Genomic DNA, 23291 nt, shown 5'->3' with positions numbered 1-23291 from the left:
GGGTCCTCACCGTTCGTCATCGTCGGGGCTGCCGGGGGCGGCGGGTTCGTCGGGGCCGTCCAGCGCGGCGGCTTCGAGTTCGCTGAGCACCAGGTCCTCCACCAGGTCGGCCAGGGCGGCCACGGTGCGGGAGACCAGCACGTCGCGGGGGGTGAGCGTGACGCCGAAGGCGTCGTTGGCCCGGGAGGCGATCAGCAGGGCGCGCATGGAGTCGCCGCCCAGCTGGAAGAAGTCGTCGGTGGCGCCGACGGCGGTGCGCAGGGCCTCGGCCCAGATCTCCGCCACCGCCTCCTCGGTGGGGGTGCGCGGGGCCACCCGTCCGGCCGGCTCGGCCTCGGCCGGGTCGGGGGCGGGCAGGGCCGCGCGGTCGGTCTTGCCGCTCGCGGTGAGCGGGAAGCGCTCCAGTACCGCGAAGGCCGTGGGGACCATCGGGCCGGGCAGGGCGCGGGCGGCCAGGGCGCGCAGTTCGGCGGCGGTCGGCGGTTCGGCGCCGGGGGCGGCCAGCAGGTGGGCGACCAGCCTGGGCAGTCCGGGCTCGTCCTCCCGGATGCTCACCACCGCGTCCAGGACGGCCGGGTGGCGCGCCAGCACGGCCTCCACCTCGCCCGCCTCGATCCGGTGGCCGCGCAGCTTGAGCTGGTGGTCGGTGCGGCCCAGGTAGTGCAGTTCGCCGTGGCGGTCGCGGCGCACCAGGTCGCCGGTGCGGTACATCCGGCCGCCGGGCGGCCCGTACGGGTCGGCGGTGAAGCGGGCGGCGGTCAGCCCGGGGCGGCCGAGGTAGCCGCGGGCCAGGGCAGGGCCGCTCAGCCACAGTTCGCCGGGGACGCCGTCGGGCACCGGCCGCAGCCGGGCGTCCAGGACGTACGCGCCGGTGCCGGGCAGCGGGCGGCCGATCGGCGGGGCGGCGCCGTCGGCGGTGAGCGGCGCGGACCAGGTGGCGACGACGGTGGCCTCGGTGGGGCCGTAGGAGTTGACCATCCGGTGGTGCGGGGCCCAGCGGGCGACCAGGTCGGGGCCGCAGGCCTCCGCGCCGACGATCAGGGTCTTCAGCGCGGGCAGGCTGCCGGGAGTGTCGGCCGGCAGGGTGGCGAGGGCGGCGGGCGGCAGCAGGGTGTGGGTGATCCGCTCCGCCCGGAGCAGTTCGGCCAGGTGGGCGCCGAGCAGCGGTCCGGGCTCGGGCACCACCAGCCGGGCGCCGTGCGGCAGGGCCAGGCACAGTTCGAGCACGGAGGCGTCGAAACTGGGGGTGGCGAAGGCCAGCACCCGGTCCCCCGGGGCCACCTGGTAGTGGGCGGCCTCGGCGGCGGCGAAGGCGGCGAGGCCCCGGTGGGTGACCACGACGCCCTTCGGGGTGCCGGTGGAGCCGGAGGTGAAGATGACGTAGGCGGGGTCGTCCGGGTCGAGCGGGCGGGTGCGGTCGGCGTCGGTGGGGCGGTGGCCGCGGGCGCCGTCGGGGTCGGCGGCGAGCAGCTCGGCGACCTCCTTGGCGTCCAGGGTCAGCGCGGGCGCCGCGTCGCGCAGCATCGCCCCGATCCGCTCCTCGGGGTAGTGCGGGTCGACGGGCAGGAAGGCGGCGCCGGTCTTCGCCACCGCCAGTTCGGCGAGCACGGTGTCCGCCGAGCGGGGCAGCAGCAGGGCGACGATCTCCCCGGGGCCGGCGCCGCGCGCGATCAACCGGTGGGCGAGGCGGTTCGCGTGCGCCTCGGCCTCGGCGTAGGTCAGCTCCAGGCCGTCCGCGCTCAGCGCGACGGCCTCCGGCCACCGGTCCGCGGCGGCCTCGACCAGGGCGGGCAGGGTCGCCGGGGGCACCGGGGCGAGCGCCGGGCGGGCGGGGCCGTGCAGCAGCCGCTCCCGTTCGCCGGGCGGCAGCAGGTCGAGCCCGTCCAGCGGGGTGGCGCCGTCCGAGGCGGCCAGCGCGTTCAGGGTGTGCAGCAGCTGGTCGGCGAGCCGCCCGGCGGTCCGCCGGTCGAGGAAGCGCGGGTCGTGGCCGAGTTCCACGGCGAGCCGCTCGCCGGGCGAGACGACCACGGTGAGCGGGTAGTTGGTGGCCTCCCGGGCGTCCAGGTCGCGCACCAGCAGGCCGTACGCGCCGGCCGTGGCGTCGCCGACCGGGTAGTTCTCGAAGACCACCAGGCTGTCGAACAGCTCGGTGCCCGGCGGGACCTGACTCAGCCCGTGCATCCGGGCCAGCGGCAGGTGGTCGAAGCGGCGGTCCTCGGCCTGCTCCTCCTGGAGGGTGCGCAGCCAGTCGGCGCAGGGCTGCCGGCCGTCGACGGCGACCCGGGCGGGCAGGGTGGTGATGAACAGGCCGACGATGCCGTCGGAGCCGGCCAGGTCGGCGGGCCGGCCGGAGACGGTGGTGCCGAAGCAGACCCGCCGCTCCCCGCTCCAGCGCGACAGCAGCAGCGCCCAGGCGCCCTGCACCACGGTGTTGAGGGTGAGGCGGTGGCGGCGGGCGAACTCCTGGAGCCGCGCGGTCGCGGCCTCGTCCAGCCGGTGCGAGAGCCAGTCGCCGGAGCGGGCGGTGTCGCCCTGGGCGGGCCGGCGGTCGTAGGGCAGCGGGGTGGGGGCGGCGAGGTCGCCCAGCACGCCGCGCCAGTGCTCGACGGCGGCACCGGTGTCGCGGGCGGCGAGCCAGCGGACGTACTCGGCGAAGGGGCGGCGCTCGGGCAGCTCGGGGCGCTCGCCCCGGGCCAGGGCGGCGTGCGCGGCCAGCACGTCGGCGAGGACGTGGAAGACGCTCCAGCCGTCCAGCAGCACGTGGTGGAAGGCCCAGACCACCCGGACCTGGTCCGGCCCGAGCCGGACCAGGTCCAGCCGCAGCAGCGGGGGCCGGTCCAGCACCAGCGGGCGGGCCCGCTGCTCGGCGAGCAGTTCCTCCAGCCGGGCGGCGCGCTCGGCCTCGCCCAGCTCGCTCCAGTCGTGCTCGGCGACCGGCAGCACAGCCTGCCGGTGGACCACCTGGAGCGGCACCGGCACGTCGCGCAGCACCACCGAGGTGCGCAGCACCGGGGTGCGGTCGACGACGTGCTGCCAGGCGGCGGCCAGCAGGCCCGGGTCGCGGGCGCCGTCCAGGACGAAGGTGATCTGCTCGACGTAGAGGCCGTGTTCGGCCTCGTCCAGGCCGTGCACCACCATGCCGGTCTGGGTGGGGGTGAGCGGCTGGATCTCCGTCACCTCCCGTCCGGTGCCGGCCAGCCGGTCGACGCCGGCCTGGTCGAGGCCGGCCAGCGGGAAGTCGGAGGGGGTGCGGCCGCCGGCGCCGGGTTCGGCGCAGTGGCGGACGAGCTCCCGCAGCTCGTCCAGCAGTTCGGCGGCCAGCCGGGCGACCGTCCCGCTGTGGTGCACCGCGCGGGAGTAGGACCAGGTGAAGGAGAGCCGGCCCTCGGCGACCAGGCCGAGCACGTCCAGCAGGTGGGGGCGGCGGGCGGTGCGGTCCATGCCGCCGGTGAGCGGGCCGGCCGGGGCGTGCAGCAGGCCGCCGGGGGTGGCGGTCCAGTCCTGCCGGCCCAGGTAGTTGAAGCCGATCCGCGGCAGCGCCAGGCCCGGCACCGGCTTGAGGTGGCGCAGGGCGCCGTGGCCGAGGCCGCCGCCGGGGACGGCGCGCAGGCTCTCCTTGACGGCCTTCAGGGCGGTGCCGGGGTCGGCGTCCGGGGGCACGTCCAGGGCGACGGGGTACATCGTGGTGAACCAGCCGACGGTGCGGGAGAGGTCGACGCCGTCGAAGGGCTCCTCGCGGCCGTGGCCCTCCAGGGCGACCAGCACCCGGCCGCGTCCGGTCCAGCGGGCCAGCACCCGGCCGAGGGCGCAGAGCAGGACGTCGTTGACCCGGGTGCGGTAGGCCTCCGGGACGTCCTGGAGCAGCCGGCGGGTGGACTCGGCGTCCAGGGCGAAGGTCAGCGACTCCTCGCTCTCCGCCGTATTGGCGCCGTCCAGGTCCACCGGCAGGTCGTCGTCCACCAGGCCCTGCCAGTACGGGAGTTCCGCGTCGAAGCCGCCGGCCGCGGTGTGCGCGGCGAGCCGTTCGGCCCAGGCCCGGAAGGAGGTGCTCTTGGCGCCGAGGTCGGGCCGCTCGCCCGCGCTCAGCGCGTTGTGGGCGCGCTCCAGGTCCTCCAGCAGGATCCGCCAGGACACCGCGTCCACCACCAGGTGGTGCGCGGCCAGCAGCAGCACCGGGCGGGGGTCTTCGGCGAAGCGGCAGAGCGCGGCCCGCAGCAGCGGTCCGGCGGCCAGGTCGAAGCCCTCGGCCAGCCGCTCGCCGAGGTCCCGCAGGACGGTCGCGCGCTGCTCACCCTCGGCGGCGGGCAGCTCGTGCGGACGCAGTTCGGGGGCCTGGCCGGGGGCGGTGCCGTGCTGGCGCCACCGGCCGTCGGCGAACGGTTCGTAGCGCAGCCGCAGCGCGTCGTGGTGGTCCAGGACGGCGGCCAGCGCGGCCCGCAGGGTTTCCTCGTCGGTGTCCGGGGCGAGGGTGAAGGAGACGGACTGGGTGAGCCGGGCCGGGTCGCCGTCCAGGGTGTCCAGCAGCCAGTGCTGGACGGGGGTGAGCGGGGCCTCGCCGACCACCGCGCCCTGGTCGGCGGCGGGCTCGGGGCGCGGTGAGCCCTCGGCGGCGCGGGCGAGCTCGGCCAGGGTCTGGTGGGCGAACAGGTACCGGGGGGTCAGCGCCAGGCCGTCCCGGCGGGCCGCCGAGACGATCTGGATGCCGAGGATGGAGTCCCCGCCGAGGGCGAAGTAGTTGTCGTCCGCGCTCACGTCGGGCACCCCGAGCACCTCGCGCCAGATGGCGGCGAGGGCGCGCTCGGTGTCGGTGCGCGGGGGCCGGCCGGCCTCCGTCGCGGGCGCGGCCCACACCGGCTCGGGCAGGGCGCGCCGGTCCAGCTTGCCGGTGGCGCCGAGCGGCAGCCGCTCCAGCGGCACCACCAGGGCGGGCACCAGGTGGCCGGGGAGGGTGTCGCCGAGGAAGGCCCGCCACTCGGCCTGGTCGGGCAGGGCGCCGTCGCGCGGCACCGCGTAGCCCACCAGCCGCTTGTGGCCGTCCTGGTCGACCACCCGGGCGGCGGCCGCCGTCACCCGGGGGTGGCGGGCCAGGGCGGCCTCGACCTCGCCGAGTTCGATCCGGAAGCCGCGCACCTTGACCTGGTCGTCGGCACGGCCGAGGTAGTCGAGGCCGCCGTCGGCGCTCCAGCGCACCCGGTCGCCGGTGCGGTACATCCGGGCGCCGGGCGGGCCGTACGGGTCGGGCAGGAAGCGGGCGGCGGTCAGGCCGGGGCGGTGCAGGTAGCCGCGGGCCACGCCGGTGCCGGCGAGGTACAGCTCCCCGGGCGCGCCGACGGGCACCGGGCGCAGCCGCTCGTCCAGGACGTAGGCCCGGGCGCCGCCGACCGGGCGGCCGATCGGCGGGTCGCGGTCCGGGTCGGCGGGGTCGCAGGTGTGGGCGGTGGCGTAGACGGTGGCCTCGGTGGGGCCGTAGACGTTCAGCACCCGGCAGCCGGGGACGGCCTCGCGGACCTGGCGCACGGTGCGGGCGGGCAGTGCCTCGCCGGCCAGCACCACGGTGTCCGCCGCGAGGTGCACGGCGCCGTCAGCGAGCAGTCCGCCGAGGGCCGAGGGCACCGCGCTGAGCAGGCCGGCCCGCCAGGGGCCGGGGCGCTCGGCCAGCGCCAGCAGGTCGCGCAGGAGTTCCACGCGGCCGCCGGAGAGCAGCGGCGCGAAGATCTCGAACACCGACACGTCGAAGTTGAGCGAGGTGGCGGCGAGCACGTGGGCCAGGCCGCCGTCGGCGAACTCGGCGGCGGCCCAGTCGGTCAGGGCGAGCACCGAGCTGTGGGCGACCACGACGCCCTTGGGGCGGCCGGTCGAGCCGGAGGTGTGGATGACGTACGCGGGGTGCTCCGGCCGCAGGGCGCCGTGCCGCTCCTCGTCGCGGACAGCGTCGGCGCGGGCGGCGGCCAGGCGCTCGCGGCAGGCGGGGTCGTCCAGCACGATCCGGGTGGACGGGCCGTCGGGCAGCCGGTCGGCGGTCGCCGTGCCGGTGACGACGGCGTCGGGCCGGACGTCCTCGAAGAGGTAGGCGATCCGCTCGGCCGGGTAGCCGGGGTCGACGGGCAGGTAGGCTGCGCCGCTCTTGAGCACCGCGAGCAGTGCCACGGCGAGTTCGACGGTGCGGGGCAGCGCGAGCGCGACGAAGCGCTCGGGGCCGGCCCCGGCCGCGATCAGCAGCCGGGCCAGCCGGTTGGAGCGCTCGTCGAGCTCCCGGTAGGTCAGCTGCTCGTCGCCGGAGCGGACCGCCGGGGCGTCGGGGGTGCGGGCTGCCTGTCGGGCGAAGGCCTCGGGCAGGGTGCCGTCCGGTGCCTCGGTGACCGCCCCGCCGAGGCGTGCCACCAGTGCGCGCCCCTCGGCCGGCTCCAGCAGCGGCAGTTCGCCCACCGGCCGGTCGAGGCCGGCCGCCATCCCGGCGAGCAGGGTGCGCAGGCCCGCGCCGAGCCCCTCGACGGTGGCGGTGTCGAAGAGGGCCGGGTCGTGGTCCAGGCCGACCTCGATGGACTCGCCGGGGGCGACCACCACGCTGAGCGGGTAGCTGGTCGGCTCCAGCACCTGCTCGGTCTCCACGCCGAGGCCGTGCCGGGTCAGCGACTGGGCGTCGAAGGGGTAGTTCTCGAAGACCACCAGGCTGTCGAACAGGGCGGTGCCGCCGGGCAGTTCGCTCCAGCCCTGGAGCTGGGCCAGCGAGACGGCGTCGTGCCGGCGGGCCTCGGACTGGTGGTCCTGGACCTCCCGCAGCAGCTCCCGCAGCGGGCGCCGGGGGTCGATCCGCACCCGGGTGGGCAGGGCGTTGATGAACAGCCCCACCATCGAGGTGACGCCGGGGAGTTCGGCGGGCCGGCCGGAGACGATGGTGCCGAACACCACGTCGTCCCCGCCGCCGTAGCGGGAGAGCAGCAGCGCCCAGGCGCCCTGGAGCACGGTGTTGACGGTCAGCCCGGCCTGCCGGGCGGTGTCGCGCAGCCGCTCGGACAGCTCGGCGCCGAGGGCGACCCGCACCGAGGCCGAGGAGGAGGCGCGGTGGGCGCCGGCCGGGCGGCGGTCCCGGGGCAGTTCGGTGGGGGCGGGGAAGCCGGCCAGGGTGTCGCGCCAGTACCGCTCGGCCTCCGCCCCGTCCTGGCCGGCCAGCCAGCGCAGGTAGTCGGCGTAGGGCGCCCGTTCGGCCGGAGCGGGGGCGCGTCCGGCGGTCAGGGCGGCGTAGCGCTCGCACACCTCGTCGAAGACCTGGGCGGCGCTCCAGCCGTCGAGCAGCACGTGGTGGAAGGTCCACACCACCCGGACCCGGGTCGGTGTCAGCCGGATCAGGGCGAGGCGCAGCAGCGGCGCGCCGCCGAGGTCGATGCCGGCCGCCCGGTCCTCGGCGAGCAGCCGGGCGGTGTCCCGCTCGACCTGCTCGGCGGGGCGGCCGGTCCAGTCGTGGTGGGCGACCGGGACGGCGGCCCGGTGCTGGACGACCTGGAGCGGTTCGGCGCCGTCCTGCCAGCTGAGCCGGGTGCGCAGGATCGCGTTGGCGTCGGCGGTCCGCTGCCAGGCCTCGGCCAGCGCGTGCGGGTCGGTGACCCCGTCCAGCACCAGCTGGACCTGGTTGACGTAGGTGTCGCCGTCCGGGTCGAGCAGGCTGTGGAAGAGCATCCCGGCCTGCATCGGGGTCAGCGGGTAGACGTCGGCGACCGCTCGGCCGTCCCCGGCGATCCGGTCCACGGCCGCCTGGTCGAGCCGGGCGAGCGGGAAGTCGGCGGGGGTGCGGCCGCCCGCGCCGGGCTCGGCGCAGTGGGCGACGATCTCCTCCAGGGCGCCCAGCATTGCGTGGGCGAGCCCGGTGACGGTGTCGGCGCGGTGCCGGCCGGCGCTGTAGTACCAGCCGATCTCCAGCTCGCCGTCCTCGACCCGGGCGACCACGTCCAGCAGGTGGGGGCGCTCGGTGCCGGGCGCCTCCGCGCCGCCGAGGCCGCCGGGGACGGCGCGGACCAGGGCGGCGCCGTCGGCGGACCAGTCGAAGCGGCCCAGGTAGTTGAAGGCGACGCCGGGGGCGGGCGCGTCGGCGAGCGCCGCGTCCCCGGCGAGGTGGCGCAGCGCACCGTACCCGAGGCCGCGGTCGGGCACCGCCCGCAGCTGCTCCTTGACGGCCTTCAGGGCGGTGCCCCAGTCCCCCGCCGGGACGTCGAGGGCGACGGGGAAGAGCGAGGTGAACCAGCCGACCGTGCGGGACAGGTCGAGGCCGTCGAACAGCCGGTCCTCGCGGCCGTGGCCCTCCAGGCCGACGGCGACGGTGCCGCGCCCGGTCCAGTCGGCGAGCACCCGGCCGAGCGCGGTGAGCAGCACGTCGTCGATCCGGGTGCGGTAGACCGCGGGGACCTGCCGCAGCAGGGCGTCGGTGCGGTCGCGGTCCAGCCGGACGGTCACCTCGCGCAGGTCGGCGGCGGTGTTGGTACCGTCGCCGTCCACCGGCAGCGGGGTGGCGCAGGCCCGGGCGGCGGCCGCCCAGTGGTCGCGCTGCCCGTCGAAACCGCCGGCCGCGGTGTGCGCGGCCAGGCGGCGGGCCCACTCCCGGACGGAGCTGGTGCGGGCGGGCAGCCGCAGCGGGCGGCCCTCGACGGCCTGCCGGTAGGCGGTCTCCAGGTCCTCCAGCAGCACCCGCCAGGAGACGCCGTCGACCACCAGGTGGTGGACGGCCAGCAGCAGCCGGTCGGGCCGGGCGCCGTCGCCCTGGAACAGCCGGACGGTGAGCAGCGGGCCGTCGGCCGGCCGGAAGGAGGCGTGGGCGGCCGCGGTCACCGCCTCCTCGGCGCCGTGGCCGTGGACCTCCAGCAGTTCGGGCGCGGCCTCCTCGGCGGGGGCGCAGTGCTGCCGCCAGGTGCCGTCCTCGGCGCGGGTGAAGCGGGAGCGCAGCGCGTCGTGGTGGGCCCAGAGGGCGGCCAGGGCGCGGCGCAGGGCCCGGGGGTCGACGGCGCCGGGGGCCTCCACCACCAGGGACTGGTCGAAGTGGTGGGCGTACGGCGGGTTCGGGTCGAGGAACCAGTGCTGGATCGGTGTCAGGCCGACCTCGCCGCCGACCGGTTCGGTGCCCGCGACGGTGACGGCGCTGCCGGCGGCCGCGGTCAGGGCGGCGACGGTGGGGTGCCGGAACAGGTCGCGCGGGGAGAGCGCGAGACCGGCGGCGCGGGCCCGGGAGACCACCTGGATGCTCAGGATGGAGTCGCCGCCGAGCAGGAAGAAGTCGTCGTCCAGCCCCACCCGTTCGACCCCGAGCAGCTCGGCCCAGATCGCGGCGAGCAGGCGCTCGCGGTCGGTGCCGGGGGCGCGGTGGGGGCGGTCGCCGCCCGTCGACCAGTCGGGGGCGGGCAGCCGGCGGCGGTCCACCTTGCCGTTGGCGGTGAGCGGGAGTTCGGGCAGCGTGACGAAGGCCGCGGGCAGCATGTAGTCGGGCAGGTCGGCGGCCAGGTGGGCGCGCAGTTCGGCGGCGCCGGGCGGCTCGGCGCCCTCGGCCGGCACCAGGTGGGCGGCGAGGCGCTTGCGTCCGGCGTCCTGGTGGAGCGAGACCACGGCCTCGGCGACGGCCGGGTGGGCGGTGAGCCGGGCCTCGATCTCGGCGGGTTCGATCCGGAAGCCGCGGATCTTGATCTGGTCGTCGGCGCGGCCGACGAAGTGCAGTTCGCCGTCCGCGCTCCACCGGACGGTGTCGCCGGTGCGGTACATCCGGGCGCCGGGCGGGCCGAAGGGGTCGGCGAGGTAGCGGGCGGCGGTCTCGCCGGGGCGGCCCGCGTAGCCGCGTGCGAGCCCGGCCCCGGCGATGTACAGCTCACCGGTGATGCCCGGCGGTTGGGGCTGGAGCGCAGCGTCCAGGACGTACGCCCGGGTGTTGTCCAGCGGGCGGCCGATCGGCAGCGTGGCGGGCAGCTCGTCGCCCTCGCGGAAGGCCCGGCGGGTGGCGAAGGTGGTGGTCTCGGTCGGCCCGTAGCCGTCGACCACGGTGAGGCCGGGGCAGGCCGCCAGGACCTTGCGGACGGCGGCGCCGGGCACCGCCTCGCCGCCGGTCCACACCTCGCGGGCGCCGCTCAGGCAGCCCGGGTCCTCCTGGGCGAGCAGCCGGAACAGCCCGGCCGTCAGCCACAGGCAGGTCACCCCCTGCTCGGTGACGGCGTGCCGGACGGCGGCGGCGTCCAGGTCCTCCGGCGGGGCGAGGACGGCGGTGCCGCCGCGCAGCAGCGGCACCCAGAGCTCGTAGGTGGCGGCGTCGAAGGCGTGCGGGGAGTGCACCAGCACCCGGTCGTGGCCGGTGAAGGCGCGGTCCAGGGCGAGCGCGGCGACGTCCCGGCGGCGCACCGCGACGCCCTTGGGGGTGCCGGTGGAGCCCGAGGTGAACATCAGGTACTGGACGTTGTCGGGGTGGACGGCCGCCGGCGGCGCGGCCGGCGCGCCGGTGCGGTCCGGCCGGTCGACGCGCAGCACCCGCTCGGCGGGGCGCAGCTCGGCGGCGGTGTCCGCCCAGCGGGCGTCGGTGAGCAGCAGCTCGGCGCCCGCCTCGGCCAGCATCCGGTGCAGCCGCTCGCGCGGCGCCCGGCCGTCCAGCGGCACGAAGACCCCGCCGGTGCGGACCAGCGCCAGCTGGGCGACGACCAGCTCGACGGAGCGCTCCATCAGCACCCCGACCGGCTGCTCCACCCGGACCGCCTGCGCGGCCAGGTGCCCGGCCAACTCGGCGGCCCGGGCGTCCAGTTCGCGGTAGGTGAGGCGCTGCTCGCCAGCCTCCAGGGCGACCGCCCCGGGGGTTCGGAGCACCTGCTCGGCGAACAGCTCGGCGATGTCGGCCGCGGGCTGCTCGGCGGCGGTGGCGTTCCAGTCGACCAGGACGCGGTGCCGCTCCTCGGCGGTCAGCAGCGGCAGCCGCGCGGGCGGGCGGTGGGCGCCGGCGGGCAGGCCGGTCAGCGCGGCGGTGAGCTGACCGGCCAGCCGCCGCACGGTGGACTCGTCGAACAGCCGCGGGTCGTAGCAGAGCCGCAGGGACAGCTCCGGGCCGGGGTAGGCGAGCAGGGCGAGCGGGTAGTTGGTGGTCTCGATGCCGTCCAGGTCGCGCAGCCGCAGGCCGTGGGCGTCGGCCGCGTCCTCGTCGACCGGGTAGTTCTCGAAGACCACCAGGCTGTCGAACAGGCCGGTCTGCTCGGGCAGTCCGGTGCCGGCCCGCATCCGGGTGAGCGGGACGAAGCCGTACCGCCGGTCCTCGCTCTGCTCCCGCTGGAGGGCCTGGAGCCAGTCCAGCAGGGTGCCGTCGGCGGGCACCGTGGTACGGGTCGGCAGGGTGGTGATGAACAGGCCGGTCATCGACTCGACGCCGGGCAGCTCGGGCGGGCGCCCGGAGGAGGTGGTGCCGTACACCACCTCGGCCCGCCCGGCCTGGCGGCCCAGCAGCACCGCCCAGGCGCCCTGGACCAGGGTGTTGAGGGTCAGCCCGGAGCCGCGCGCCAGGTCCTCCAGCGCCCTGGTCGCGGCGGCGGGCAGGGTGAACGGCACCGCCCGGGTGGACTCCGCGCGGTGGCTCTGCACCGGCTCGCGGTCGTACGGCAGCGGCGTCGCCTCCACCAGCCCGGCGAGGCGGGTGCGCCAGTGCCGTTCGGCCTCGGCGTGGTCGCGCCCGCCCAGCCAGGCCAGGTAGTCGCGGTAGGGCCGGCGCTCCGGCACGGTGCCGTACGGGACCTCAGGCCCCGAGGCCAGGGCGGCGTGCACCGCGAAGACGTCCGAGAGCACCTGGAACAGGCTCCAGCCGTCCAGCACCAGGTGGTGGAACGACCAGAGCACCCGCACCCGGCTCTCCGAGAGGCGGATCAGCAGCAGCCGCTGGAGCGGGGCCCGCGCGAGGTCGAGGCCGCGGGCCCGGTCGCGGTCCAGCAGTTCGGCCAGCCGGGTGCGGCGCTCCTCCTCGGGCAGCGCGCGCCAGTCCAGGTGGCCGACCGGCACGGCCACCCGGCGGTGCACCACCAGCAGCGGCTCGGGCACCTCCTGCCAGCGGACGTGGGCGCGCAGCACCGCGGTGCGGTCGGTGACCCACTGCCAGGCCTCGGCGAGGCGGGCCGGGTCGGGCACCCCGTCGAGGACGAAGTCCAGCTGCTGGAAGTAGGCGCCGCTGTCCTCCTCGGCGAGGCCGTGGAAGAGCATGCCGGACTGGGTCGGGGTGAGCGGCAGGACGTCCTCCACCGCGCCCGGGTCGGCGCCGGTGATCAGGTCCACCGCCGGCTGGTCGAGCCGGGCGAGCGGGAAGTCGGACGGGGTGCGCCCGGCGGCGCCGGGGGTGGTCGCGTGGCGGGCGAGGTCGGCCAGCTCCTCGGCGAAGCGCCGGGCCAGCGCCTCGACGGTGGCGGAGCCGTGGACGGCGGCGGAGTGGAACCAGGTGAACTCCAGCGCGTCACCGTCCAGCCGGCCGACCACCTCCAGCGGGTGGGGGCGCTCGACCGCCGGGTCGGCGTCCAGCTCCAGCGGCCGGAAGGTGCCGCGGAACAGCCCGTCCGGGTCGTCCGGCAGGGCGATGCGGCCCAGGTAGTTGAAGCTGATCCGGGCGGCCGGAACCTCGGGCGCGGTGCCGGGGCGGCCGAGGTGGCGCAGCGCCTCGAAGCCGAGGCCGCGCCGGGGGACGGCGCGCAGCTGCTCCTTGACCTGCTTGAGGACGGTGTCCCAGCCGGCCCCGGCGGGGACGGCCAGGGCGACGGGGTGGCGGGTGGTGAACCAGCCGACCGTACGGCCGAGGTCGAGGTCGGCGAACAGCTCCTCGCGCCCGTGGCCCTCGACGTCCACCACGACCCGCTCCAGCCCGCTCGCCCCGCACAGCGCCCGGCCCAGCGCGCTCAGCAGCACGTCGTTGGCCTGGGTGCGGTAGGTGTCGGGCAGGGTGCGCAGCAGGGCGGCGGTGTCGGCGGGGCTCAGCCGGACGGTGACGGAGCGTTCGGTGGCGTAGCTGTCGGGGCCGTCCAGCTCGGCGGGGAAGGGCTCGGCGGGGAAGGGCTCGTCGGCGGACGGCCCGGGCACGGCCCCGGCCCAGTACGCGGACTCGTCCTCGAAGCCGCCCGCGGCGGCGAAGGCGCTCAGCCGCTCGGCCCACTGCCGCAGCGGCGAGGACTTCGCCGGGAGGGCGGCCGCGCCGTCCCGGCCCTCGCGGCGGGCCCGGTACGCGGTGTCGAGGTCCTCCAGCAGGACCCGCCAGGAGACCCCGTCGACCACCAGGTGGTGGACGGCCAGGTGGAGGACCGGGGGCCGGCCGTCGGCGCGCTCGTGCAGGACGGCGCGCAGCAGCGGGGCGCCGCCGGCCAGGTCGTACGGCCCGAAGTGCGGGGTGTCCTGGTCGGGGCCGGTGTGCCGGGCCAGGGTGGTGCGGGCCGTCGGCTCCTGGATCCGCCAGCGCACCGCGCCGGCGCCGTCCGGGGCCGTGAAGGCGGAGCGCAGCGCGTCGTGGTGGGCGACCAGGTCGTTCAGGGCCTCTTCCAGGGCCGCCCGGTCGAGGTCGCCGGGCAGCAGCAGGGAGACGGCCTGGGCGAAGTGGCCGGCCCGACCGGCGGCCCGCTCGAACCACCAGCGCTGGATCGGGGTCAACGCGGCCTCCCCGGTGGCGGCCACCGGCGCGGGCGCGGCGGGCGCCTCGGCGTCCTCCGCGGCCAGGGCGAGCGCGGCGACCGTCTGGTGGCGGTAGAGGTCCCGGGAGGTCACCGCCAGCCCGGCCTGCCGGGAGCGGGCCACCACCTGGATGCCGAGGATGGAGTCGCCGCCGAGGTCGAAGAAGTTGTCGTCGGCGCCGACCCGCTCCAGCCGCAGCACCTCGGCCCAGATGCCGGCCAGCGCGCGTTCGGCGGGGGTCCGGGGGGCGACGTGGCGGGGGGCGGCCGCGGCGGGGGCGGGGGCCGGGTCGGTCTCCCCGCCGCGGGGCTTCGCCCGCTCCTCGACCCGGCCGAGGTGCTCCAGTCCGCCGTCGGCGGTCCACCGCACCAGCTCCCCGGTGCCGTACATCGCCTCCCCCGGCGCGCCGTACGGGTCGGGGACGAGCCGCTCGTCCGGCTGGTCCGGGAGGTAGCCCGCGAGGTACAACTCGCCGGGCACCCCGACGGGTTGGGGGCGCCGCGCGCGGTCGAGCACGTGGACCCGGCTCCATCCGGACGGCCGGGCCGGGTCGGTGCCCGGGAGCTCCCGCGGCGGCTTCCGGGAGGCGAGCAGCGCGCGCTGCTCCTCCTCGGGGATCATCGGCAGTTCGGCGAGGGTGCGCCGCGGCCCGTCCGCCATCCCGGCCAGCAGCCGGTGCAGGTGGGCGGCCAGCGCGGTCACCGTCCGCCGGTCGAACAGGTCGGTGTCGTACTCGACCGTCAGCGTGCAGCCGCCGTCGGCCTCGTCGGGGGTGAACTCCAGCACCAGGTCGAAGCGGGCTGCCGGGCGGGGCAGCGGGTGGTCGGTGAAGCGCAGCCCGCCGGCGGGCGCCGGGGCGGCGGGGGTCTGCTGGACGACGGCGACCTGGACCAGCGGGGTGCGGCTGGGGTCGCGGGGCGGGGCCAGTTCCTCGACCACCCGGTCGAAGGGCACCTCGGCGTGGGCGAAGGCGTCCAGCAGGGTGGTGCGCATGGACTCCACGAAGCGGTCGACGGTGGCCTCCTCGTCCACGTCGCCGCGCAGCACCACGGTGTTGACGAAGAAGCCGGTCACCTCCTCCAGCTCGCGCCGCTCCCGCCCGTTGACGACGGTGCCGAAGGCCACGTCCCGCTGGCCGGAGTGGCGCGAGAGCAGCAGCGCGGACGCCCCGGCGAACAGGGTGAACACGGTGGTGCCGCGGCCCGCGGCGAGGTGGCGCAGCCGGTCGACCAGCTCGGCCGGGAGGTGGTGGCGGTGCGCCGCGCCGCGGCCGGCGCGCTCGGCGGGCCGGGGGCGGTCGGTGGGCAGCCGCAGGGTGGGCAGGCCGGCCAGGGCGCGCTTCCAGTAGGCGAGGTCGGACGCGTGGTCGGCCGGGCGGTGCTGCTCCCAGTGGGCGTAGTCGGGGTACTGGAGGGCGGGGGCGGGCAGGCCGTCGGGTTCGCCGGTGGCCTCCGCCCGCAGGAGGGCGGCCAGTTCGCGGGTGAGGACGCCGACCGACCAGCCGTCGGTGACGATGTGGTGCTGCGCCAGCAGCAGCAGGTGCTCGTCGGCGGCGAGCCGGACCAGCAGCGCCCGGCTGAGCGGGCCCCGCGCCAGGTCGTAGGGCCGCTCCAGCTCCTCGGCGAGCAGGCGGTCGGCCGCTTCGGCGCGCTCGCCGGCCGGCAGGGCGCCGAGGTCCTCGGTGCGCAGCGGCAGGTCGGCCCGCTCGGCGACGTGCTGCTCGAGCCGCCCGTCGACGGCGGTGACGGTGGTGCGCAGCGCGTCGTGCCGGGCGGTGAGCCGCCGCAGGGCCCGGCCGAGGGCCTCCCGGTCGAGGTCGCCGTGCAGCCGCAGGGCGACGCCGGTGTGGTTGCCGGTGCCGCCGGTGGCGAGGTCCTCCAGGAACCAGAGCCGGCGCTGGGCGCTGGAGAGCGGCAGCGGCTCCCCGCGCGGCGCGGGCGGGACGGGCCCGGTGGGCGCGGCGGCCGGCCGGTCGAGCAGCGGGGCGAGGGCGGCGACGGTGCGGGCGGTGAAGACGTCGCGCAGGGTGAGCCGGACGCCGAGGCGCTCGGTGATCCGGGCCAGGGTGCGGGCGGCGAGGACGGAGTCGCCGCCGAGGTCGAAGAAGTCGTCCTCGGCCCCCACCGCGTCGAGGCCGAGGACCTCGGCCCAGACGGCGGCCAGGGCGCGCTCCCGTTCGGTGCGCGGGGCGAGCCCGCCGGCGGCGCTCTGCCGGGCGGGCGCGGGCAGCGCCCGCTGGTCGATCTTGAGCTGCGGGGTGAGCGGGAGGGCGGGCAGCACGACGACGGCGGCGGGCACCAGGTGGGCGGGCAGCGCGGCGGCCAGGGCGGTGCGCAGCGCGGCCGGGTCCGGGGGCAGTTCCGGGTCGGCGGGCGTGGCGTAGCCGACCAGCCGGGTGTGGCCCGGTTCGTCCTCGCGGACCACGACGACGGCCTGGTCGACGGCGGAGTGGGCGCGCAGCGCGGCCTCGATCTCGCCCGGCTCGATCCGGAAGCCGCGGACCTTGACCTGCCGGTCGAGCCGGCCGAGGAACTCCAGCTCCCCGTCGGCGGTGAACCGGGCCCGGTCGCCGGTGCGGTAGAGCCGGGCGCCGGGCAGGCCGAAGGGGTCGGCGACGAAGCGGGCGGCGGTCAGGCCGGGGCGGCCGAGGTAGCCGCGGGCGACGCCCTCGCCGCCGAGGTACAGCTCGCCGTCGGTGCCGGGCGGTTGGGGCCGCATGGCCTCGTCGAGCACGTACACCCGGGCGTGCGGCAGGGCGCCGCCGATGGTGGGCGCGCCGGTGCCGGCGGTGAGCGGGCCGGTCCAGGTGGCGACGATGGTGGCCTCGGTGGGGCCGTAGGAGTTGACCATGCGCCGGCCGGGCGCCCAGCGGTCGACCAGCTCGGCGGAGCAGGCCTCGGCCCCGACGATCAGGGTGCGCAGGTGGCGGCCCGCGCCGGCCGGGACAGTGGCCAGGGCCGCGGGCGGGATCAGGGTGTGGGTGATGCGCTGCCCGTCCAGGACGGCGGCGAGCTCCTCGCCGAGCCAGGGGCCGTCCGGGGGGATCACCAGGGTGGCGCCGGTGAGGACGGAGACGAACAGTTCCAGGACGGAGGCGTCGAAGCTGGGCGAGGAGAACTGGAGCACCCGGTCGCCCGGCCCGACCGCGTAGTTGTCGATCGCCGCCGCCGTGAAGCCCGCGATCCCCCGGTGGGTGACGACCACGCCCTTGGGCGTCCCGGTGGAGCCCGAGGTGTAGATCACGTACGCCGGGTGGTCGGTGCCGTCGGCGGCCGGGAGGTCCGTGTGGTCCCGGTCCTCGGGGCGCTCCGTCTCCAGGGCCGCGCGGACGGCGGCCGGGTCGTCCAGGACGAGCGCGGGGGCGGCGTCGGCGAGCATCAGCGCCCGCCGCTCGGCGGGGTAGCCCGGGTCGACGGGCAGGAAGGCGGCGCCCGCCCGGACGACGGCCAGCTCGGCGGCGACCAGCTCCATGGAGCGCGGCAGGACCAGGGCCACCGTCCGCTCCGGCCCGGCGCCGCGCCGGCCCAGATCGCGGGCCAGCCGCTCGACGCGGTCGGCCAGGTCGCGGTACGTCCAGCTGCGCTGCCCGTCGGTCAGCGCGGGCGCGTGCGGCGTGCGGGCCGCCTGGGCGGCGAACAGGGCGTCCAGGGTCCGGGGCGCCGCCGACGGTGCGGTGGTGCCACCGGCCGGCGCCTGCGGCGGGGCGGTCGGGCGCACGGGCTGGGCAGGCCGGTCGGCCATGGCGGAAGGTCCTTCCGAGGGGGGCGACGACGAGGGCGGCGGGGCAGGCGGTGGCCGGCCCTCGGACCCGGGGAACGGTGCGGGGTGTCGGTGCGGGGTGTCGGTGCAGGGGTGGGCGTACGGCGGCCGGGCCGGTCGGCTCAGTCGGCGGCGGCCCGGCGGGCGGTGCGCCCGGAGACCTGCACCCGGTCGATCCGGCCGGTGGTCGGGTCCCGGTGGAAGCGCCCGCCGGGTTCGGGGCGCCCGGTGTCGGGGGCGATCAGGTCGTAGGAGAGGTCGGCGTAGCAGCGCAGCGGGATCGGGAGGTCGCCGTCGACCGAGAGGGTGGCCGGTCCGGCGCCGGCCGGCTCGACCCGGTAGCGGATGGCGCCGTTGCGGTAGTCGCCCGCGCACTCGGCCAGGGTCGCCGGGGCGGCGAGCAGCACGGGTCCGCCCGCGCCGACCGGTTCGATCCCCGCGGGCACCCGTACTCCGGCCAACTCCTCCAGGTCGGCCGCGAGTTCGCGCCAGAGGGCGGTGGCGGCGCCGGCGTTGCCGGTGAAGGCGACCACGAGGCCGCTGTCCGGGTCGGCCCGCAGATGGCAGGAGGTGCCCATGGCGTTGCCGTCGTGGCCGCACCACAGCCGCCCGTCCTGCCGGTAGAGCGCCGCGCCGGCGCCCCAGCCGTCGGCGAGCGCTCCCGGCCGGGCACCGGGCTCCGGGCGGCGCATCAGCTCGGCGGTGTCCGGGGGCAGCACCTTGGCGCGGCCGACCAGGGCGGCGCCGAGCGCGGCGAGGTCCGCGGCGCTGGCCAGCAGGGCGCCGGCCGGGGCCTCCAGCGGGGCCAGGTTCTGCCGGACGGCCCGGGGCAGGCCGGTCGCGGCGTTGAGCGCGTGCCCGGCGGCGACCGGTCGCCCGGGGGCGGCGGTGTCGACGAACACCGGCCCGGTGCCGAAGGGTTCGAGCAGCAGGGCGCGCACCGCCTCGTGCCAGGGCATCCCGGTCACCGTCTCGACCAGGCGCCCGGCGGCGACGTAGCCGGCGTTGGAGTAGGAGAAGTCCGTCCCGGGCGGGAACAGCGCGTCCGGGGCGGTGCAGACGGCGGACAGGTAGCGGGTCGCGGTGGTGCGGGCGGCGGCGTCGGAGTCCGGTCCGGTGGGCAGTCCGCCGGTGTGGCTCAGCAGGTGACGAATCGTTACTTCAGGCAGCTGCCGGAACTCCGGAAGGTGCTCGGCGACCGGCTCGTCGAGGTCGAGGTCGCCGTCGTCGGCGAGCAGCATCACCAGGGCGGCCGTGTAGGGCTTGGTGAGCGATCCGACCGGAACGGCGGTGTCCTCGGTGAACGGTGCCCCGGTGCCGGTGTCGGCCACCCCGGTGTGCAGGACGACGGCCTCCGGGCCGGTGTCCAGCACCAGTTGGGCGCCGGGCACCCGGTGGGCGCGCGCGAGCGTGTCGAGCCGGTGCTGCAGCTCGCCGCGCAGGAGGAGCGGCGACCGCTCGCGGGCGGGCGCCGGACTGGCGTACGGCATGGCGGAACTCCCGTTGACTGGTTCTCGGGTGCGGGCGCGCCGGGCGCCCGCGGTGGAATCGCGGATTGGGAGGCGGCACAGCGGGAATTCCCGGCCGTCGTCGCCTGCTTCAGGACGCGCGGGAACGGGGGGAATCGGCGTCGGCCCGGCCGGCGGAGGCCGTCCGGCCCCGGGAACGGGAATCCCCGGACGCCCGCGGCCGGGCACCGCACCCGCCCTCGCGGAGCCGTTCCGCGGTCGCGTCGGCGCGCCCGGACCGGGCGGTGCGAATACGATCCGGATTTCCCTCCGCGCGATGAACGGCGGACCGGATCGCGGTGAACCGCGAGCCTCCGAATACTCTTACCCCGCCGGCACGTTCGAACAGAAAACCGTCCCCCGGCGGCCGGCCGCTCTCCCGGCCCCCACCTGCGCAACGGCCGTACCCGGCATGCCCATTCCCCCTTTTGGCGATCCACCCCCGCAACCGCCGCGCGGAACGCGCCGACACGGTCGGGGAGTCGCACAATCCCTGTCGTCCCGAACGTCCGGACGACGAACGCGCAACAGTCTTCACGGCGGGTCAGCCGCTCGCAACCCCTTCCGATTGAACGGAGAGCGACCGCCGTCGGTAATCGGAACGCCAAAATCCCAGGTGCGACTCCCGGCCGCGCCCGGAACGCCCGAGAACGGGCGCGAATTCTTTGGCCGAAAATATAAGGTTCAGATCCCACCAGCCACTCGAACAGTCATTCGTCGAAATAGCCGAGTGATTTACCGGGCGCCTGTGACGAATGTGGCGACTGTGATGCCTGGGATTGCTGTGCCGGAATGCGACGGAATTCACCGGGCGGGCCGCGAGTGGCACTGCCCGGGGCCCGAGCGCCCGGGCTCCGGCCGACCGGCCCCCCACCGGCCGGTCACCCGGGCACCGGCGCGGCTACCACCAGTGCGGCGGCGGCCCCTGCGAGCCCGCCGGGTACTCGTCCAGCGGGACCAGCCCCCGCTCCCAGGCGGACAGCACCGGTTCGAGCACCCGCCAGGCCTCCTCGGCCTCGTCGCCGCGGATGGACAGCGCCGGATCGCCGTTCAGGACGTCCAGCAGCAGCCGCCCGTACGCGGGCAGGTCCTGCGGCTCCATCCGCGCGGTCAGCGAGAGCGGGACGAGCTCGTGGGCGTGGGCGCCGATGCCGGTCAGGTCCAGGGCCAGCCCCTCCGGCTCCAGCTCGAACCGCAGCACGTTGGGCCGGGCCTCCCCGCCGTGGCCCTCCCCGCCGGAGCCCTTCCCGCCGTGGCTCTTCCCGCCGTGGCTCTTCCCGCCGGGGCCGAACGGCAGGTGGGGCACCGGGCGGAAGTGCACCGCGACCTCCTTGCGGTCCGCGCCCAGGGCCTTGCCGCTGCGCAGCCGGAACCGCGTCCCGGCCCACCGCCAGCTGTCCAGCTCCAGTTCCACCTCGGCGAAGGTCTCGGTGCCGCGCGCCGGGTCCACGCCCTCCTCCTCGGCGTACGCGGGGACGTCGCGGTCCCCGATCCGGCCCGGCAGGTAGCGGGCCCGCCGGGTGCGGTGCACCACGTCGTGCTCGGTCAGCGGCCGTACGGAGCGCAGCACGTCCACCTTCCGGTCGCGCAGGTCCCGTTCGCCGAGCGTGAGCGGCGGTTCCATGGCCACCAGGCAGAGCAGTTGCAGCAGGTGGTTCTGGACCATGTCCTTGAGCGCCCCGACCCGGTCGTAGTACCCGGCCCGGCCCTCCAGCGCCAGCGTCTCGTCCCAGGTGATGTCCACCTCGGCGATGTGGGTGCTGTTCCAGAGGGGTTCGAGCACCCGGTTGGCCAGCCGGCTGCCGAGGACGTTCTGGACGGTCGTCATGGCCAGGAAGTGGTCGACCCGGAACACCGCCCGCTCCGGCAGGAGTTCGGCGAGCAGCCGGTTCAGCTCCCGCGCGCCGGCCAGGTCCTCGCCGAACGGCTTCTCCAGGACGATCCGGCTGCCCTCCGGCAGGCCCGCCGCGTGCAGGGCGGTGACCGCGGCGGGGAAGAGCGCCGGTGGGAGGGCCAGGTAGACGGCCACCGGCCCCTCCCCGGCGACGACCGCGGCCACGTCGGCCGGGTCGGTGACGTCGGCCCGCCGGTAGTCGAGGGCGGAGACCACCGCCTCCCCGGCCCCGGCCGGGAGGGCGCCGCCGTGCCGGTCGAGCCGCTCCGCGGCCCACGCCCGGTACCGCCCGGTGTCCCATTCCTCCCGGCTCGCCCCGGTCACCCGGAGCGCGTCGCCGGTGTGCCCCGCCGCCCGCAGCGCGGCCAGCGCCGGCAGCAGGAAGCGGGCGCTGAGGTCCCCGGTCGCGCCGAGGATCGCGAGCCGGTCGATCATGCCCGTCCCCCCGCCCTCGCCCGGGCCAGGTTCACGCCGCTGGAGATGATCCCGATGTGGCTGAACGCCTGGGGGAAGTTGCCCATGAACTCTCCTGTGGAGGGGTCGATCTGCTCGGACACCAGCCCCAGCGGGCTCGCCCGGGAGCACAGCGAGGCGTACAGCTCCCCGGCCTCGTCGGTCCGGCCCTGGCCGACCAGGTTGTCGACCAGCCAGAAGCTGCACAGCACGAAGGCGCCCTCGTCGCCCGGCAGCCCGTCCGGGGACTCCTCGTGCAGGTAGCGGTAGAGCAGCCCGCCGCCCGCCGACAGGCGCTCGGCGACAGCCGCGGCGGTCGCCACCATCCGCGGGTGGTCGGCCGGCACCACCCGGCGCAGCGGGAGCGCGAGCAGGCTCGCGTCCAGCGTGCCGCCGCCGTCCAGGTGGGCGCTGAGGGTCTTGGCGTCCTCGTCCCAGGACTGCTCCAGGACGAGCCGGCGCAGCTCCTCGGCCGAGGCGCGCCAGCGGTCCGGCCCGTCGGACCGGCCGAGCCGCTCGCCGATCCGGGCGGCCCGGTCCAGGGCCACCTGGCACAGGCCCGCCGAGTACGTGAACACCCGGCCCTCGCTGCGCACTTCCCAGATGCCCTGGTCCGGCTCCCGCCAGGCCTGCCGGGCGGCGTCGGCCAGCTCGGCCAGGCCGGCCCAGAGCGCGGGCTGGATCTCGCCGCCGGAGCGCAGCCACTGGTGGGCGCAGTCCAGGATCTCGCCGTAGACGTCGTGCTGGCGCTGGTCGGTCGCGCCGTTGCCCCAGCGCACCGGGGCCGAGCCCTGGTAGCCCTCCAGTTCGCCGTCCACGACCTCGTCCGGCACCGGGCCGCCGCGCAGGTCGTACATGATCCGGGGCCGCCGGCTGGTCTCGAAGGCGTCCAGGACCCAGCCGAGGAAGGCGTCGGCCTCGCCACCGAAGCCGATCCGGCGCAGGGCGAACACGGCGAACGCCGCGTCGCGGATCCAGCTGTAGCGGTAGTCCCAGTTGCGGATCCCGCCGATCGGCGCGGGCAGCGAGGAGGTGGGGGCGGCGACCAGCGAGCCGTTGGCCCAGTCGTCGCAGAGCTTCAGCGTGATCGCGGCCCGCCGGACCAGGGGCTCCTGGGGGCCGTCGTACGCGAAGTGCCCCATCCAGCGGCGCCAGGCCTCGGCGGTGGCCTTCAGCGTCGCGTCGGTGTCGAAGCGGTGGTGGCGGTGGAAGCGGCCCCAGGACAGCACGAGGTCCAGGCGTTCGCCCTGCCGCAGCTCGTGGGTGCCGCACAGGCCGGTCAGCGGGCGGTTGGAGCGCAGGTGCAGCCGCAGGTCCGGGCGCCGGTGCGGGCGCACCTCCAGTCCGCTGAACAGGGCGCGGGCCTGCGCGCCGCCGCGCGGCTCCAGCTCCGCCCGCAGCCGGACCGTCCCGTCCAGCACCACGGCCGAGCGCACGAGTTCGCCCCGGTCGGCCGGCGCGTCGTCGGTGAGGTCGGCGCCGGAGCGCAGGGTCAGCGCGTCGGTGACGCGCACCAGGCCGGTGGGGCCGCGCAGTTCGGTGACCAGCACGCCGGTGTCCGGTTCGTAGCGCTGCCTGGCCTCCACCAGGCCCTCCGGGGCGAGGGTGAAGTGCCCGCCCCGGGCGTGGTCCAGCAGGCCGCAGAACAGCGGCTCGGAGTCGAACCGGGGCAGGCACAGCCACGGGACGGCGCCGTCCAGGCCGACCAGCGCGGCCGTCGCGCCGTTGCCGATCAGGCCGAGGTCCTCCAGCGGCGGGTAGCCGTTCCGGCGGCGGACCGGCCGGAACGGTGGGTCGGGGTCGTACATGCCGCCTCGCTTCCGCAGCGCCAAGGGGGGTGGTCGAAGGGGCGTCGTCCCGGTGCGGACCGCCGGGCCGACGGCGACCCGGCCGCGCGGCCAACGGCTCCCACGTTCCCGGGGATCGGGCCGGTCCGCGATCCGGCCGCTCCGGCAGCGGTGCTTTCCAGTGAAAAAGCGCTCTCCGGCGAAAGAGCCCGGACCCCGCACCTGCTAGCGTTCGAGCCCGGACGGCGGATG

General features: G+C 77.1%; 4 protein-coding genes. All 4 read right to left on the bottom strand.

Annotation, left to right across the window (positions count from 1 at the left end; translation table 11 throughout):
• Positions 1-6: 6 nt before the first annotated feature.
• The 4 genes from ACFVXH_RS19030 to ACFVXH_RS19015 all read right to left on the bottom strand — a co-directional run bounded on the left by ACFVXH_RS19030 (position 7) and on the right by ACFVXH_RS19015 (position 23060).
• Positions 7-17379 carry a non-ribosomal peptide synthase/polyketide synthase gene (locus tag ACFVXH_RS19030; protein ID WP_387825183.1) on the bottom strand — a complete coding sequence of 5791 codons (17373 nt, stop codon included), beginning with the start codon at positions 17377-17379 and terminating at the stop codon, positions 7-9.
• 140 nt (positions 17380-17519) lie between these two features.
• The gene (locus ACFVXH_RS19025) at positions 17520-18887 is read right to left on the bottom strand and encodes a serine hydrolase domain-containing protein (RefSeq protein ID WP_387825180.1); all 1368 of its coding nucleotides are present in this window, start codon (positions 18885-18887) and stop codon (positions 17520-17522) included.
• A 919-nt stretch (positions 18888-19806) separates the two neighbouring features.
• Entirely contained in the window at positions 19807-21234 is a 1428-nt protein-coding gene (locus tag ACFVXH_RS19020) for a glucose-6-phosphate dehydrogenase (protein WP_387825177.1), read from the bottom strand.
• On the bottom strand, positions 21231-23060 hold the full coding sequence (locus tag ACFVXH_RS19015) for a glycoside hydrolase family 15 protein (RefSeq protein WP_387825174.1): 1830 nt from the start codon (positions 23058-23060) through the stop codon (positions 21231-21233). The genes ACFVXH_RS19020 and ACFVXH_RS19015 overlap by 4 nt, the downstream gene beginning before the upstream one ends.
• Between the last annotated feature and the right edge of the window lie 231 nt (positions 23061-23291).

The sequence above is a fragment of the Kitasatospora sp. NPDC058184 genome (genome assembly GCF_042883725.1).
Lineage (GTDB): Bacteria > Actinomycetota > Actinomycetes > Streptomycetales > Streptomycetaceae > Kitasatospora.
The sequence above is the reverse complement of the archived record's forward strand: the minus strand, read 5'-3'. Positions and strand labels throughout refer to the sequence as shown.